At 34.6% G+C, this 15534-nt stretch carries 23 protein-coding genes and 2 pseudogenes; 22 read left to right on the top strand and 3 right to left on the bottom strand.

What is annotated here, in order from left to right; all coding sequences use genetic code 11:
• Positions 1 to 447: 447 nt before the first annotated feature.
• From ACQKNX_RS07010 to ACQKNX_RS06965, 10 genes and pseudogenes are all read left to right on the top strand, one after another.
• Positions 448 to 744 (top strand): YjcQ family protein, encoded by a 297-nt coding sequence (locus ACQKNX_RS07010; RefSeq protein ID WP_427428207.1) that lies wholly within the window; start codon positions 448 to 450, stop codon positions 742 to 744.
• Positions 745 to 896: 152 nt separating this feature from the next.
• The gene (locus ACQKNX_RS07005) at positions 897 to 1217 is read left to right on the top strand and encodes a hypothetical protein (RefSeq protein WP_427428206.1); all 321 of its coding nucleotides are present in this window, start codon (positions 897 to 899) and stop codon (positions 1215 to 1217) included.
• Between the two features lie 167 nt (positions 1218 to 1384).
• Positions 1385 to 1612: a hypothetical protein gene (locus tag ACQKNX_RS07000; RefSeq protein ID WP_427428205.1), complete on the top strand. Its 228-nt coding sequence runs from the start codon at positions 1385 to 1387 to the stop codon at positions 1610 to 1612.
• Positions 1613 to 1723: 111 nt separating this feature from the next.
• A complete protein-coding gene (terS, locus tag ACQKNX_RS06995; RefSeq protein WP_427428204.1) occupies positions 1724 to 2476 on the top strand; it encodes a phage terminase small subunit in 753 nt (250 codons plus the stop codon).
• Positions 2476 to 2811, top strand: a pseudogene (locus tag ACQKNX_RS06990) (PBSX family phage terminase large subunit); the annotation flags it as partial. The gene terS and the pseudogene ACQKNX_RS06990, both read left to right, overlap by 1 nt.
• Positions 2812 to 2957: 146 nt before the next feature.
• On the top strand, positions 2958 to 3875 hold the full coding sequence (locus ACQKNX_RS06985) for an NUMOD3 domain-containing DNA-binding protein (RefSeq protein ID WP_427428203.1): 918 nt from the start codon (positions 2958 to 2960) through the stop codon (positions 3873 to 3875).
• A 212-nt stretch (positions 3876 to 4087) separates the two neighbouring features.
• Positions 4088 to 4960, top strand: a pseudogene (locus ACQKNX_RS06980) (PBSX family phage terminase large subunit); the annotation flags it as partial.
• 12 nt (positions 4961 to 4972) lie between these two features.
• Positions 4973 to 6376, top strand: a complete 1404-nt coding sequence (locus ACQKNX_RS06975; protein ID WP_427428202.1) for a phage portal protein — start codon at positions 4973 to 4975, stop codon at positions 6374 to 6376.
• Complete coding sequence (locus ACQKNX_RS06970; RefSeq protein ID WP_427428201.1) at positions 6373 to 7383, top strand: phage minor head protein; 1011 nt, start codon at positions 6373 to 6375, stop codon at positions 7381 to 7383. The genes ACQKNX_RS06975 and ACQKNX_RS06970 overlap by 4 nt, the downstream gene beginning before the upstream one ends.
• A 53-nt stretch (positions 7384 to 7436) precedes the next feature.
• Positions 7437 to 7586 carry a hypothetical protein gene (locus tag ACQKNX_RS06965; RefSeq protein WP_427428200.1) on the top strand — a complete coding sequence of 50 codons (150 nt, stop codon included), beginning with the start codon at positions 7437 to 7439 and terminating at the stop codon, positions 7584 to 7586.
• Here the strand turns inward: ACQKNX_RS06965 and ACQKNX_RS06960 are convergent.
• Complete coding sequence (locus tag ACQKNX_RS06960) at positions 7578 to 7763, bottom strand: hypothetical protein (RefSeq protein ID WP_427428199.1); 186 nt, start codon at positions 7761 to 7763, stop codon at positions 7578 to 7580. The genes ACQKNX_RS06965 and ACQKNX_RS06960 overlap by 9 nt on opposite strands.
• A gap of 224 nt (positions 7764 to 7987) precedes the next feature.
• On the opposite strand from ACQKNX_RS06960, the gene ACQKNX_RS06955 reads away from it, so the two are divergent.
• The 3 genes from ACQKNX_RS06955 (at position 7988) to ACQKNX_RS06945 (ending at position 9438) form a co-directional block, all read left to right on the top strand.
• Entirely contained in the window at positions 7988 to 8233 is a 246-nt protein-coding gene (locus tag ACQKNX_RS06955) for a hypothetical protein (RefSeq protein ID WP_427428198.1), read from the top strand.
• A gap of 249 nt (positions 8234 to 8482) precedes the next feature.
• Positions 8483 to 8842, top strand: a complete 360-nt coding sequence (locus ACQKNX_RS06950) for a hypothetical protein (protein ID WP_401012070.1) — start codon at positions 8483 to 8485, stop codon at positions 8840 to 8842.
• A 206-nt stretch (positions 8843 to 9048) separates the two neighbouring features.
• A complete protein-coding gene (locus ACQKNX_RS06945; RefSeq protein ID WP_427428197.1) occupies positions 9049 to 9438 on the top strand; it encodes a hypothetical protein in 390 nt (129 codons plus the stop codon).
• A gap of 175 nt (positions 9439 to 9613) precedes the next feature.
• On the opposite strand, the gene ACQKNX_RS06940 is transcribed toward ACQKNX_RS06945, so the two are convergent.
• Positions 9614 to 9985 carry a helix-turn-helix domain-containing protein gene (locus tag ACQKNX_RS06940; RefSeq protein WP_427428196.1) on the bottom strand — a complete coding sequence of 124 codons (372 nt, stop codon included), beginning with the start codon at positions 9983 to 9985 and terminating at the stop codon, positions 9614 to 9616.
• Between the two features lie 192 nt (positions 9986 to 10177).
• On the opposite strand from ACQKNX_RS06940, the gene ACQKNX_RS06935 reads away from it, so the two are divergent.
• The 4 genes from ACQKNX_RS06935 (at position 10178) to ACQKNX_RS06920 (ending at position 12290) form a co-directional block, all read left to right on the top strand.
• Positions 10178 to 10387, top strand: coding sequence for a helix-turn-helix transcriptional regulator (locus tag ACQKNX_RS06935; RefSeq protein ID WP_108030190.1), 210 nt, complete (start codon positions 10178 to 10180; stop codon positions 10385 to 10387).
• Positions 10384 to 11166: a BRO family protein gene (locus ACQKNX_RS06930; RefSeq protein WP_427428195.1), complete on the top strand. Its 783-nt coding sequence runs from the start codon at positions 10384 to 10386 to the stop codon at positions 11164 to 11166. The genes ACQKNX_RS06935 and ACQKNX_RS06930 overlap by 4 nt, the downstream gene beginning before the upstream one ends.
• A gap of 146 nt (positions 11167 to 11312) precedes the next feature.
• On the top strand, positions 11313 to 11570 hold the full coding sequence (locus ACQKNX_RS06925) for a hypothetical protein (protein ID WP_427428194.1): 258 nt from the start codon (positions 11313 to 11315) through the stop codon (positions 11568 to 11570).
• Between the two features lie 369 nt (positions 11571 to 11939).
• The gene (locus ACQKNX_RS06920) at positions 11940 to 12290 is read left to right on the top strand and encodes a hypothetical protein (RefSeq protein ID WP_427428193.1); all 351 of its coding nucleotides are present in this window, start codon (positions 11940 to 11942) and stop codon (positions 12288 to 12290) included.
• Positions 12291 to 12498: 208 nt separating this feature from the next.
• On the opposite strand, the gene ACQKNX_RS06915 is transcribed toward ACQKNX_RS06920, so the two are convergent.
• Positions 12499 to 12843 carry a helix-turn-helix domain-containing protein gene (locus ACQKNX_RS06915; protein ID WP_427428192.1) on the bottom strand — a complete coding sequence of 115 codons (345 nt, stop codon included), beginning with the start codon at positions 12841 to 12843 and terminating at the stop codon, positions 12499 to 12501.
• 166 nt (positions 12844 to 13009) lie between these two features.
• Between ACQKNX_RS06915 and ACQKNX_RS06910 the strand changes: the two genes are divergently transcribed.
• The 5 genes from ACQKNX_RS06910 to ACQKNX_RS06890 all read left to right on the top strand — a co-directional run bounded on the left by ACQKNX_RS06910 (position 13010) and on the right by ACQKNX_RS06890 (position 15429).
• Entirely contained in the window at positions 13010 to 13213 is a 204-nt protein-coding gene (locus ACQKNX_RS06910; RefSeq protein WP_402887036.1) for a helix-turn-helix transcriptional regulator, read from the top strand.
• A 33-nt stretch (positions 13214 to 13246) separates the two neighbouring features.
• Positions 13247 to 14062, top strand: coding sequence for a phage antirepressor N-terminal domain-containing protein (locus tag ACQKNX_RS06905; RefSeq protein ID WP_402887037.1), 816 nt, complete (start codon positions 13247 to 13249; stop codon positions 14060 to 14062).
• Positions 14062 to 14307 (top strand): hypothetical protein, encoded by a 246-nt coding sequence (locus ACQKNX_RS06900; protein ID WP_402887039.1) that lies wholly within the window; start codon positions 14062 to 14064, stop codon positions 14305 to 14307. Before ACQKNX_RS06905 ends, ACQKNX_RS06900 begins: the two co-directional genes overlap by 1 nt.
• Before the next feature lie 134 nt (positions 14308 to 14441).
• Positions 14442 to 14699, top strand: a complete 258-nt coding sequence (locus ACQKNX_RS06895; RefSeq protein ID WP_427428191.1) for a hypothetical protein — start codon at positions 14442 to 14444, stop codon at positions 14697 to 14699.
• Between the two features lie 139 nt (positions 14700 to 14838).
• Positions 14839 to 15429, top strand: a complete 591-nt coding sequence (locus ACQKNX_RS06890) for a DUF4352 domain-containing protein (protein WP_427428190.1) — start codon at positions 14839 to 14841, stop codon at positions 15427 to 15429.
• Positions 15430 to 15534: the final 105 nt, after the last annotated feature.

Genomic DNA, 15534 nt, shown 5'->3' with positions numbered 1-15534 from the left:
GAGGTAGGTTCGGTGCGGTAAAGGTTTCTTCCCTTGGTATTAATAAAATACTAAGCAGACAGACCGACGACCGACCCGCGCTTGGCAGACTTGTTCGGAGCGCAACAAACATGGCCGGCACATATTTTTTAAGAGAATAGGTATCTTAATAAATATAAAGGGCTTAAACAGAATAAGGAGTGGTTATCATGTGAACTTCGTCCACTTTCCCTTTTGATCAGTCAAACTTACTAAACGTGCACGGAAATGCACTAAAAAATACAATTCGATTACAATAATTAATGTGGTGTAGCTCTGCCACGGTTGCTAGAAGTGAGCTAACTCGACAATTAAATATTTTACTGCAATAGACAAGCCTTATCTTTAGCACGGTAAGGCTTTTATTTTATTTTTCTATGGATTGAATTGTTTAAATTTGTAATCTCTCAAGTTATTATTAAATGGGAGGTGACAATTTTGAAAAAGGAAAAACTACGATATGCAATATTAAAGGAAATCGAATCAAATAACTTACCATTAACAGAAGTTGACCTTGATGTAACTGAAGATGAATTTGATGACGCTGTAGGTTTTTTATCTAGAGAAAAGTACTTAATCGGTGATTTTTGGGCGGGTGACAGAGCTCATTTATTTAAAATAGGTCCATCTTTAACAGAAAAAGGTGAGAATTATTTACGCGAAAATAGTGCCTTTGCTAAAACTTATAAAGGTGCGAAAGAAATAAGAGAATGGTTTAAATTATAAACATCCTTCGGGATGTTTTTATTTTGCTTTGGAAACTGCATCAAACAGCCAAAACGCTTTGTGATGAGAGTGTAGAGTTTGGTGTTGTTTTGAGAGCAAAAAGTTATTACTTATATTTCATCTTATGGGTTATGATTTGATGGGAGGTGATAGTGGAGATGATCGATAAAAAGAAAATTTCAGCTAACCTAATAATTATCGAAAGCATGACTCAAAATGGTGCATCACCTAATCTTGATGAGTATTGGAATGAGATAATATCGATGTTGAGCGAAGATTTGAATCAAACAAAAGAATTTCTAAGCAATTGTGAAGAGCATGAGATATGGTTTATGGGTGGTTACTTTGAAGATGTATCTTATAATTTCCAAAGTGAAGAGTTCATTGATTTTCTTAAAATACTCCAAGAGAAGCATCCCGATATTGATATGAGACAAGATATAGAGTGGGCAGAAGACGCCATTTTAGATTAACAAACACTTACTAAGTAATAATAGTAGGTGTTTTTCTTTTGCTTTGAAAAGTGAGTATCGGTGGTCTACCTTACCACGAACGAACGAATGGAGCTTACTATTGAGATCAAAATGTTACCACAATAATTTTATACACTGTTTTATTATTGAAATAGGAGGTGGTTTTAATGAAAAGTGTATTTGTACATCTTCATGATGCTGGCGATATAAATTGGGATAACAGATATTTTGATTTTGACAGGATACCGGTTGAAGGTGAATATTTATCAACTGATGTTGATTGGTATAAAATTGAATTAGTTGTTCATACACCATTTTCTATGGAAATGAGTGCAGAAATATTTGCAGTAAAAGTAGACTTCAACGAAGAAATGAAGAGACAACTTAATACTTAAGTAATCCAGCGTAGGCATCCGATTAGGGTGCTTTTCATTTTACTAAGCAACTAGCAATAATGGGGTGATTACAAAACAAACAAACGAAGATGGAGGTGGTGGTTATGAAATATGGCTAGACCAAGAAACCCAAAACGTGATGAAGCGTTTCAATTGTGGCTCGAAAGCAAAGGGAAAATTTTATTGAAGGATATTGCCAAAAAACTACAATTATCCGATTCACAAATACGAAAGTGGAAGAACCAAGATAAATGGGATGACCATTTGAAAGGTAACGTTACTAAATTCAATGGTAACGTTACTAAACGAAGTCGGGGAGCTCCTGCGGGTAATAGCAACGCTAAAGGGCATGGTGCACCAAAGCAAAATCAGAATGCAACAACACACGGTTTCTTTGCAAAGTTTCTACCCAAAGAAACACTCGAAATCATGGAGGCAATGAACGAGCGTTCTCCAGCCGATTTAATCTGGGACCAAATACAAATACAGTATGCTGCGATCATTCGAGCTCAACGTATTATGCATGTGGAATCAAAAGACGAAATCATAAGAGAGCTCAAACGGGAGAAGGTGCAAGGTGGTAAAAATCCTTCGCACGAAACTGAATACAACTTCCAATTTGCATGGGAACGCCAGGCGCAACTACTCACTGCTCAATCGAGAGCAATCGGGGAGTTGCGTTCTTCTATTCGTCAATTTGTGGAGATGGCTGATCAGGATGATGAACGTCGATTGAAGTTAGAGCACATGCAGTTGAATATTAATAAAACGAAACTTGAAATCGATAAAATCCAGTCTGGAGATACAACAACACTAGAAAGTGAAATTGCTAAGATGTTGCGTAAGATAGCAGGTGATGAATAATGACTGAACTTACTCCAAAGCAAAAAGAGGTCATGGATTCATTTATTCAAGAAAATCCTAAAATACTACTCGCCAGTGGTGCAAAACGAGCAGGGAAGACATTCGTGTTTATTCTGCTTTTTTTAATGCATATTGCTAAATATGAGGGGCAAGGATTGTCTTTTATTATAGGTGGAGCTACGCAAGCAAGTATTAGACGTAACATATTAAACGATATGGAAGTCATTCTAGGCAAAGAGTTAAAGCTTAATAAATCAAATGCAGTTTCTGTTTTTGGCAACAAGATATATTGTTTTGATGGAGCTAATTCTGATACGTGGAAAAAGGCGCGTGGTTAAGTGATAGCCACCTCGTAATTGTGAAGTTACGAGACAAACTCGGTGAACCTGCAAATGCAGGGTGTGGTGATAATATAAGTATCATTGCTAACGGTGGAAAACTAAACGAATACTTCATATAATATTATGAGAGGTGATGTTATATGATGAAAGGTATTGTATATTGTTTTGAATCTCCAAGTAATAAGAAATATATTGGAATAACTACAAATCCTGAATTGAGATATGATGAACATCGCAGACATAGTAAAAGGTTAGATACAGCTTTTTATAGAGCGGTTAGAAAATACGGTTTTGAAAATTTTTCATACAAAGTTTTAGTAGAAGTTTTAGGCGAGTGTAAGAGTGAACTATGGGAGCGGTTGATTGTGCTAGAAAAAAAGTACATCGAGAAATTAGATACGCAAAATCCCACTCACGGATATAATTGCACAGCAGGTGGTGACGGTGTTGTTGGCTACAAATTCACACCAAAGCAACTTCAAAAAATCTCACAATCTCTTAAAGGTAAAATGATTGGCGAAAAGAATCCTCGATATGGGAAAATAGGGACTTTCAAAGGCAAGAAACACACTGATGAAACCAAACGGAAACTTAGTCTTATACATAGTGGAAAGAAACTTTCAGAAGAACATAAGGAGAAAATCCGAGTAACTTCTACTGGGAGGAAGCATACAGCCGAGAGCAAAGAAAAAATGTCAGCTATTCAAAAAGAACTTCACGCTAAACAAGTTTACTGTATCGAATTAGATAAAGTGTTCGATAGTGTAAATGATGCAAGTGAAGCAACCAGTGTCAATAGAAGTGACATTAGAAGAGTTTGCAACGGCTTGCGTATACAGGCTAAAGGCTACACATTCAGATGGTTTAAGAATGGAGCGGTTGAATATATTTCTGTTTCCAATAAAGCTAAAAAGCCTATTAAATGCGTGGAAACGGGAAAAGTTTTCGAAAGCATTTCTCGGTGTTGTGAAGAGATGAATTTGAGACATCAACACGTTAGTGCAGTTCTTAATGGGAGGCAAAAAACAACTAAAGGATATACTTTCGTATTCGCATGAAAATACCGTGCCAAGCCTCAGAGGAAACTCTTTGGAAGGTGTAACGACTAGGATATACAACCTTAGTCGTTTTTTTGTTGAGAAAAAACGATAGGTAATGAAATCCGTACTACGTGAGTGAAAATCTCACGTGGGAAGCGCCGAGCAACTCAATAGAGTTGAAGAGATAGTCTAATCCCTTAAAAATATAGCGAAAGCTAGGGTAGAAAATGTTCACTGCTGCTGGAGCTCTACTTAATGAAGGAACAGCACTTCATGATTTATTCGTGAAAGAAGTTATCTCACGTTGCTCATATCAAGGGGCTCGTATATTAATTGATACCAATACTGAGAATCCAGCACATAGTATTAAAACGGATTATATTGATAAAGATGGTCAAATGTTAGATAACGGCCGTTTAAATATCAGAGCATTTCATTTTACTCTGTTTGACAATACCTTTCTTGATCCTGAATACGTTGAGTCCATTATTGCTTCTACACCTTCAGGCATGTTTACTGATCGCGACATTTATGGTTTATGGGTAGCAGCCGAGGGCATTGTCTACAAAGACTTTAATGAAGATCGTCATTATATTTCCAGTGAAGAGTTCAATAAACTCAACATCGTTAAATACTTTGCTGCTGTAGACTGGGGATATGATCACTTTGGGGCGATGGGCGTATTTGCAGAAGATGAAAAAAGGAACGTTTATTTATGTGAAGAACATGCTAAACAATATGAAGAAATTGACTACTGGGTAGCAGTTGCGAAGAATATTAGCAAACGCTATGGTAATATTAATTTTTATTGTGATTCGGCACGACCTGAGCATGTAAAACGTTTTAGACGTGAAGGCTTACGAGCATTCAATGCGAAAAAGAATGTAATATCTGGGATCGAAGAAGTCGCCAAAATGTTTAAATTAGGGCGGCTTTTTATTGTTGAAGATAAAGTAAAAAGATTCAAAGATGAAATATATCAATATGTATGGAATGGCACAACTGGTGAACCAATTAGATTATGGAATGACGTACTAGACATGATTCGTTATGGTATCTACACACATTATCAAAAAGCAATTTTAAAAGGGAAAAATCGATGAGGAGGTAGTAGATTGAACGAATATATTCAATACATCGATGAAAAAGGCGTTACTCCTCTATTACTTGAGAAGTTAATTTCAGAAACTAAAAATGAACGAAACAAACGATTACTCAACTACAACCGCTATAAAGCTGAAGCAGTGCCCATTTTAACACGTAAACCTGCGGAGTATGCTCAAGGTAATGCACATGTACAACGTGTGGATGACAAGGTAAACAACACACTAAACAATCCACTTGATGCTGAAATCGTAGACACAAAAATAGGCTATATGTTCGGTAATCCAATTTCATATGTGGTAGATAAACAAGCTCAAAGCCTTAAGTCATTAACAGAGGCCATTGAGCTTTTTAATTTGCGTAATTCGATTGATGATTTAGATAGTGAATCAGGGAAAAAAACGGCTATTTGTGGCTATTCTGCTCGGTTACTTTACATTGACACTGAAGGAAATGAACGTGCGATGGTGATTGAGCCCTGGGAGACTATCATCCTTTCAGAGACCGGGGAAGTAAGTGAACCTAAATATGGATTGCGCTATTTTAAAAGCGCGGAACTGGATGCTGAAGGTGAAAAGGTAGAAATCGAGCAGCTTGTATTTTATGATGCAACAACTGAAAAAGTCTATACACGTGCAGATAAAGATTCTCCTTTTGTATTGAAAGATGAGCGCAAGCATCTATTTGACTACTGTCCTTTATTTGGGATTTCTAATAATGAGGAGCTGCAGGGCGATGCGGATAAAGTGTATAACTTGATTGATGCATACGATCGCACTTTATCAGATGCATCGAACGAGATTGAACAATGGCGTTTAGCGTATTTGGTGCTGAAAGGCATGGGGATGGATGAAGAGGATGCACAGAAGGTTACACGCACTGGTATTTTTGAGCTGATGGGTGAAGATGAGGACATCAAATACCTTACCAAAGAAGTCAATGACCAAATGATTGAGAATCATCTAAATCGCTTGGAAGAGAACATTATGCGATTAGCTAAAAGTGTGAACTTTAGCGATGAAGCATTTGCCGGTAACACAAGTGGCGTGGCTATGAAATTTAAACTCATGGCACTTGAGAACAAATGCAAAACGATGGAGCGTAAGTTCACGACTGCTCTACGCTATCAATTCAAAGTATTGTGCAGTGCATGGGCAAAGAAGGGAATCTGTTCGAAAGATGATTACTTGAAACTTTGGTTCGAGTACAAGCGAAACGTTCCAATGGATTTATTAGCTGAGGCACAGGCATCACAAGCTTTAAAAGGGATAGTGTCAGAGCGAACACGTCTTTCTAAGATGTCTATTGTGGATGATGTAGATTATGAACTAAAAGAGATGGAGAAGGACACTAAGGTGTATGGCAAAGACCTAGAGGACTTGGATGACGATCCTGAAGAAGTGGATAAACAATGAATCAGCAAGAGATTAATAAAGTGCTAGATGAACTGGAGAAGAAGGCTGAAAAGGACATTGAAGTAGTCTTTAACAAGCGTTTAAAAGCCATTCTCGACCAAATGCTGCAGATGCATCGTAAGTTTGGTAAGAACGGTGAAGCGACTTGGACTGATGTTAATAAATACAATCGCTTCAATCAGGAAATGAAGCTAATCGCTCAACAGTTAAATGCGGATTACAAAGCGATTATTAAGCTAATAAGAGCGTCAGAGGAACGCCTGTACATTGAGAGGTACTTAATGATGGCTTACCTTTTGGAGCAATCTACAGGCGAGGAAATGAGCTTTGTATTGCCTTCGGTTGAAAAGGCTCTAACTAATCCAGTTGAGTTTTTAACACTTCCTAAGGTATTTGAAGCCCACAGGAACGACATTATCAGACGGTTGAACGTTGAGATAGCCCAAAGCCTACAAGCAGGTGAAAGCTACACGGAAATGGCTTATCGTATAGAACAAGAGATGGGGTGGACAAAGAAGAAAGCCATCCTTGTGGCTCGAACTGAAGGTGGTAGAGTACGGTCACAAGCCGATTTAGCTGTAGAAGAACAGGCTAGTAAAACCGTTCGGCTAACGAAGGTTTGGATGTCGTCACTTGATACGAGAGTACGGAAATCACATAGAAAGCTAGATGGGCAAAAGGCTGATATAGAAGGCTATTATCACTATGGAAAGTGGAAATCAAAAGCGCCAAGGCTATGGGGTATTGCATCCATGGATATTCAGTGCCGGTGCCATTCAATTTACTTGGTAAACGGTAAACTACCTGAATACAGACGAGGCAGAGACTACATGGATGACACGTACCAAAAGAAATTAACAGCTCGTATAGATGCTTACATGGAGGACTTAGGGCTGACCTATAGACAGGCGTTTAACAAAGCTTATAAAGAAGTTAAGCCACCAAGTGTGACTTTGCCTTATGTTAGTTATAAAGAGTGGAGAAAGAAATTTAGCAGAGAAGGGTAGTCTTACGTAGTGCTATAAGCAGATGCAATAAAAAAAATTAAAGGAGCAGAAAAATGGAATATAAATCAATAAATGAAATGTCAGTTGAAGAAATACTCCGCCAACAACTAGTATTGTTAGCGGAGCGGTCTCAATCAGCGCTTGATGAGGAACTAGCGCGATTGACAAATTCAATGATAGAAATTGCAAATTACTTAGAATGAGATTTTTTTCCCTTTCTTATTTTCTTTCATTCTCTGTGTAATTTCATTATAGACTTCATCGTATTTATCAACTAATTGAGATGGTGTTAAATTAGAAATATCTTGTTTCTCTAGATAAAGCATTGTCAAAGCTGCATTTTTATTTGAAGGGAAAGTACTTAGATTTACATCACTCATTTTCCACACCTCCTTATCATTAATCTAGTTCTCGAAATAAAGCTTGATAAAAATCACCTCGTTATTATTTATTAGAGGTGATTTTATTGTTGGATATTTATGTTAAAATTTATTTAGTTTGGAAGTTTAATTTAAATTGTATTCAACAATCGACCATTTAATTGAATAACACTTCTAAGTAAAAAATGGTATTTTGTGTTAAATAAGGATGGGGAGGAGAAGCGATGAAAAAAACTATTAATAAGTTAGATAAGATACAAATTGTTATTGCTAGCGTCGCATTACTACTAGTAATACTTGGGTTTGCTTACGATAATTTAACAGAAATCGCATTCATTTTAATATTTATTGGTTTACTTATAAATGAAGCACGAGATTTTAGAAAAGGCAATAAATCCATTTTTTTTTATTTGAAAATAGTGATGAAGATACTAGCAATTTTCCTTATAATCTATTTTTTATTGAACTAACAGGTGCATTAGTTCAATAATGATCTTCAACAATCTGGCGCGATTCTGTAATATGGATCAGCGGTCGTTTTCATTAAAGGGACAGATTGTGGTATAACTCTCAACAAGAAATATTTGGATATTTATGTTAAGGTTTAATTAATTTTGTGAAGCAAAGTACTTAAACTAACGGGACTGTTTAGTTTAATAAGCGGGTACTTTTTGTAGGGCGTCGAATTAATTTCTAGAAAAGTAAAGGAGGAGGGCAGCATGAAAAATAAGAATAAAAAATTATTGATTTACTTATTTTCAATCGTGGTCATAATGATTATTTCTTTTGGTATTTATCAATATTCGACTCATTTTTCAACTCGTGATGAAGCAATTGAAAAATATATAACAACTGTGTTTGAAAATGATTCTACACAGTTAATAGATGTTGTTGAAACAGAAATTTCTAATACTTATTATTTGCTATTAAGAACAAATGGTTCAGATGTTATTAATACGACATCAAACGTGAAAATCCAAAATAACATATTTGGTTGGCAAGTCACTGCTGGGTACGAAAGTGCGAATGTAGATTTTAGTAAACATCTAATAGATAGAGAAACTAAAACATTAAAATAATTGTGTGAAGGATGTCAATTACTGAATTTAAGGCTACGTAAAAAGAGAGAAGCTCTTAGATTTACGCAAATACCAAAATCTGTTTTATTATGATTCTTTTTAAGGTGCCTAATGTAAAAATGCATCCAAACATCGTTTTGGGAACCTTAACCCCTCTATTTGACATCTTTTAAAATAAGGTATGTAAAAATTTGGGGGTGTAATTATTGAAGAAAAAAGTGGTATATGTAATTCTAATTATTACTGCTATAGGTTTAGCTGTTACTTTATTTGGAAAGCGTGCTAGTCAAGACACGATTTTAGCTAAAGAAATTGACACCCTTTTGAAAAATGGCGAAACACAAATTGATTTAACTGGGGTAACTGATTTCAATTGGAATCAAGTCTCTGTATTTGGACCTTATACATTAGATGAAGTGATTGAAGATTCAATGGGTATCAAATTTAAAGGGGATAATGGTGGAATAGATATCCTGGACGACCGTTTTTTATTAGTATTTGCTGATGAAAAATATGCTATTAAAACCGTTATACTTTCAAGGAAACACGGTTCTTACAGCTTAAAAGATAATAAATTTTTAAGTGTTGAGCAGTAACTTTTTTTATGTTTATAATATGCAATTCACATGGGAATAAAGTTCCCAAATGAAAGCTTAGACATACACCAAAAAGTCACGAATGTTGTTAAATCAACGTTTGTGACTTTTCTTATGCGTATTATTTATTAAGCTTTTTATGCAAAGAGCAGTTTGGCTGGTTAAATTTTTATTATTAATTTTCATGTTTTAAAATTTCCCAAATATCACGTAATCTCTGAACTGCCTCTTCTTTCGAATATGGGAGTTCTTTGTAAAACTTCTGTAGTTCTGGATTGTAGGCAAAGGCTTGAAAGTCTGCATCTTCTTCTTGAGGAGCAAGTTTTTGTTTTTCTGTATGACCAAGAAGGTAATCTATTGAAACATCAAAAAGTTTAGCGATACTACTTAAAGTGTCTATAGGAGGCATTTTTGTGCCATTTTCATAAGCTGTATAAGTAGTTCTTGCAACACCTATTTCCTTAGCAACAAATGATTGGGTATATTCAGGCTTTGATTTCTTTATATTTTCACGAACCTTTTTTAAACGTTGTGCAAGAATATCCATTTATACGCACATCCTTAAATATTATTTGTCTACTTATGATTGTATATGTTACCTAAAGGAACTTCTATATTTAATTATTTATTGTTCCTTAAAGAAACTTTAATATTCAAAAAGTGTTGAATTGTTCCTTGTAGGAACTTATAATTAAATTAATTAATGTTCCTAAAAGGAACTTTTGAAAGGAGAGAGGTTATGAGAAGATGGCTGAAACAGATTCGAATAGCTCAAGGAATAAAACAGGAAGAAATAGCTGATTCTGTGGACATTTCACGTGGGTATTATGCAAACATTGAGCGGGGTGAAAAAACACCATCAGTAAAAGTGGCGAGAAAAATAGCAGCATATCTAAAATTTGATTGGACAAAATTCTTTGTACAAGAAAAGGAGGAAGTTAATCTATGAATCTTACATTAGCAACACAAAATCAATTTAATTCAGTTATGTGTGATTTTTACCAAAATGAAAACAATGAAGTATTTATGACAATTAACCAACTAGCTCAGGCACTTGAATATGCAAGTAAAAAGGGCGTTGAAAATTTAGTAGCTAATAATGAGTACCTTAGAGATGAAGAATTTTCGACTATTGCAAAGGTATCTACAGGTACCCATGGAAAAGGGGGTACCCAAGAAACCCGTATTTTTACTGAGGATGGTATATATGAAGTAACAATGTTATCTAAACAACCTAAAGCAAAAGTATTTAGAGCTTTTGTTCGAAAGACACTTAAAACTTTACGTAAAGGTGAAATGATATTAGTTCAACCCCAAAAGGTAGACACTAAACTTGAAGTACAACGTATGCGTGCTGAGGCAATGTTGAATAACAGCCGTACACGCCAAGCCAAATTAATTCTGGACATGCAGAAAAATAAAATCTTATCTCCCGTAGCTGTTGAGTTGTTACAAGTAAATGCTTTAGAGGTTTTAAGTGACCAAACAATTGATTACCGTCCAGAAGTAAAAAAGACATATACGGCTAGTGATATTGGTTCAGAATTAGGAATTTCACCGCAAAAGGTTGGTAGTATTGCAAATAAACATAACCTTAAAACCGATGAATACGGTTATTTTGCTTTAGACAAGTCACCATATAGTAATAAACAAGTAGAGTCTTTCCGTTATTACGAAAAAGGTCGTCAGAAGATACATGAAATTGTCCAGGGGAAGTTGGTTAACTAAATGGGGTACAAAAAAAGAAAAGCCATGCTTTAAGCGGCAACTTAAAACATGACATAAATTTGAGTGACATCCACCCATAACATAAATCTATTATAACTGAATATCGTTATATTTAGAAGTGGATGTTACTCCCAGGAGGGAGAACTGTGAAGATACCAAGTGAAACATGTTTACAAGCTATGATCCATTATTCAGAGTTTTATAATCTGACACCACCACTAACAAATGATTTTCGCGATTGGTGCAAAAGTGTGGTGAATGAAATGGGTGACAGAGAAATCCACCTACTTTATTTGGCGGTGAATGCTGCATTAAATAAAGGTCTTGGTTGTCAAAAGTTAGTTTCTATAATGTTTCAGGAACTTCAAAGACGTAAATTGGAAATAGAGTTTTACGTAACTTAAATTAACGCTAAGTCATAAAATATAAAGGGTGATACGTATTATTCATAAATATTATGTATCACCCTTTTACTTCTTACTCATTAACCGCGCCCTACGAGTATTTATGTTTATCTGCTGGGGAATTTTACTTAAACTAACAGTGCAGGTTAGTTAAACAGTATTGTTTAACGTTATTCAACAGTTGGGCCAGATTGTGGAATAACGGTTCTAGTCAGATTTATGTGGATTTTACCATGGTAAGAAAAGAAAAGTCCCAACCGACACTTTGGGAAGGTTATACTTCAACTAAAGACAAGGTATAGTTGAATAAAGAAACAAGATGAAACGGGTCACCAAATATTTACATACGTTATATAAAGGAGGCTGTTTATGCGATTACTATCTACTGTTCTTATGATATTCTTAATACCTTTTATACTAATTAGCTGTTTAGGAAGTCCTGGTCAGAATGAATGGGGAGTTTTAAGTAAGGAACAAGTATTAAAACTAAATCCAGATGCAGACATCTTTGAATTTGATGGGAGAGTTTATAAAACGGGTATAAATTGGATTGAAGAGGAAGAATTAATAAAAGATGAACAAATAGGGGAAATATCTGAAGGGATGGCAAATAAATTACCAGTTGGTGCAAAGATATTTTCTTCAAAAGAAAGAAGAGATATTTTGATTGTTGAGTATGATGGGAAAGAAAAGAGGTACTTGCTTCAAGTTGGCGAATAGGTTTATTTTTCTTCAACTAACGGATGCTTCGTTCAATAAGGATTTATATTGTATACATAAATAAACCTAATAACTTTCCCAAATAAAAGTTTGGACGTACATCAAAAAGTCACGAATGTTGTTAAATCAACGTTTGTGACTTTTCTTATGCGCATTATTTATTAAGCTTTTTATGCAGAGAGTAGTTTGACTGGTTAAGTATTCATTATTAATTTTCATGTTTTAAAATTTCCCAAATATCACGTAATCTCTGAACTGCCTCTTCTTTCGAATATGGAAGTTCTTTGTAAAACTTCTGTAGTTCTGGATTGTAAGCAAAGGCTTGAAAGTCTGCATCTTCTTCTTGAGGAGTAAGATTTTGTTTTTCTGTACGACCAAGAAGGTAATCAATTGAAACATCAAAAAAATCTGCAAATCTTTCTAATGTTTCTAAATCAGGTTCACGTATATCATTTTCATAATGGGCATAACGAGCTCGTGATAGTCCTACCGCTTTTGCGATTTCTTCTTGAGTTCGTTTACCTCTTAATTTTTTTAAATTTTTACCTAACAAATGAAATCACTCCAATAAAAGTGGATGTATTTATTATAGATACATTATGTAACAAAAAAAACTTTTGATACAAAATGTATCAAAAAATATTGACGATACATTCTGTATCAATTATTCTGTTAATAGAACCAATGATACATTTTGTATCTGTTAGGAGTTGTTAATTTTGCGAAACGTTCTAATGACAAAAAGAATTGATGCTGGATATACAAGAAAGGAAGTAGCATCAAACATAGGTTTGTCAGAAATATTTGTCCGTAAATTGGAAGAAGGAGGTAGAAACCCGTCTATTAAAACTATGCTAAAGTTTCAAGATTTATATGGAGAACCTATTGAGAAATTATTTCCTGATGTATTTCGAAAAATATAGATTGTTAATTATTTTTAGAAAGGAGAATTACTTATGGATGATTTACAAGTAGTAGAAGAAAAGATGGTTCCTTTCAACGGAATTGAATTATTGGCTATTAAAACAAACGATGGAAAAATTCATGCCGGTGTTAAATGGGTTTGCCAGGGGTTGGGACTATCTGAAGGTCAAACAAAAGCAGAACGAAAAAAATTTCAGCAGGATTTAGTGTTATCTAAAGGAGGACGAAATTTCATACTACCTACAAAAGGTGGTAAACAAGAGGTTTTATGTGTTGAATTAGGGTTCTTACCGTTATGGTTAGCAAAAATAACTCTTACACCTTCTATGCAAAGAGAAAGACCTTGGACAGTTCAAAGATTAGTAGATTTTCAATTAAGAGCAAAAGATGTATTAGAAGAAGCCTTTTTGAATAAACCAAAATCTATTGAAGATCTAATTATTATGCAAGCTCAGTCTATGAAAGATGTTAAACAACGGCTAGAAAATGTAGAGAAGCAACAAGAAAATATAAAGGAAATTATATCATTGAATCCAAATGAATGGCGTAAAAAAACAACTATCCTATTAAATAAAATCGCAGTTGTACGTGGTGGTTTTGAAGAGTACCGAATAGTTCGAAATGAAAGTTATGAGAAATTAGAAGATCGAGCACATTGCAGATTAGAAAGACGATTGACAAATCGAAGGAGAGAAATGGCTTTGAATGGTGTGCCTAAATCAAAGATAGACAGTGTCTCAAAGCTAGATATTATTGCAGAAGATGTAAAATTAATAGAAATTTATTTAGCTGTTGTAAAGGACATGGCAATTGTTCATAAAATAAATGCAGAAGGGTTGGGTGTGTAATGATTTACTTAAAAACTGAACAATTTGAAGGAAAAGAAATTAGGGTAGAAATTTATGAGGATGAATTTTATACTATGTGTCCCAAATGTAGCAAAGAATGTAAAGTTGAATTTGAAGAACTAATTAAAATGTTAAATGAGGGAATAGATTTTAGTTCTACTTCACATTATTGTTCAGAATGTAGCAAGAAAATACTGAATGAACAAAGGAGAAAAGAAAAATCTCAATTAAAATTAATAAAATAAAAAACCACATTCCAAGCGGCAACTTGAAATGCGGTACTTAATTTGAGTGACATCCACTCTAAACATTTATCATAATAATAATAACCGAAAAAGTTATTAATTAAAAGTGGATGTTACTCCCAGGAGGGAGAACTGTGAAGATACCAAGTGAAAGCTGTTTACAAGCCATGATCCATTATTCAGAGTTTTATAATCTGACACCACCACTAACAAATGATTTTCGCGATTGGAGCAAAAGTGTGGTGAATGAAATGGGTGACAGAGAAATACACCTACTTTATTTGGCGGTGAATGCTGCATTAAATAAAGGTCTGGGTTGTCAAAGGTTAGTATCAATAATGTTTCAGGAACTTCAAAAACGTAAATTGGAAATAGAGTTTTACGTAACTTAAAATTAAGTCAAACACTCTCATTTGAGGGTGTTTTTCTATTAAAAAAATTCAATTTTTTCAGCTGAGAATATTGTCGAATCTTCCCTGATTATTTATATTTATATTGAGATGAATTTTTTATAAAGGGAGGAATTTTTTTATGAAAAAGGCATTTAAGTTTGGTTGTGGTGGTATTGTAGCTTTAATTCTTTTAATAGTCATTGTCACTTCTTTGGGTGGCGAAGATTCCAATGAATCGGCGGATAAAGAAAAAGCTCCTGTTACGTCTTCAACTAGTAATGAAGATAGTGAGGAAAAATCTGAATCTAGTGCTAAAGAAAATGGACATGTTGGAATTGGTGAAGAGCTTATAGTAGGTAAAGTTGCTTTTAAAGTAAATTCAATTGAAGAAGTGAATGAAATTAGTGCATCTGATGGATTTATGAAGTATGAGCCTGATGCCGAAGGGGCAGTGTTTTTAACTGTCAATGTGACTGTTCGTAATGATGGAACAGAACTGATTAACACTGATTCAAGTTTCTTTAAATTAATTTCTAGTAATGGAGCTGAATATTCTCCTTCAACAATAATCGTAGCAGATGATAAATACTTTACATATGATGGGATCAATCCCGGGCTCGCTTTAACTGGTAATGTAGTGTTTGAAGTCCCACCAGGATTAACGGGTCTCGATTTACAAGTCCAGACCGGATTCTGGGGTACTGAAACAGGAATAATAAAACTAAATTAAGAGTTTAAAAAGTCACTCATTGAGTAACGGGTTCTGTTTTCGAGTACAAAACTTTAAAAACACTATAAAAGGGGTATCAAATTGAAATGATTTGAATGCCTCTTT

This window comes from Lysinibacillus sp. NPDC093712, assembly GCF_050280025.1.
In the GTDB taxonomy this organism is placed as follows: domain Bacteria; phylum Bacillota; class Bacilli; order Bacillales_A; family Planococcaceae; genus Lysinibacillus.
Note: the sequence above shows the minus strand (reverse complement) of the source record. Positions and strands in the feature narration are given on the sequence as shown.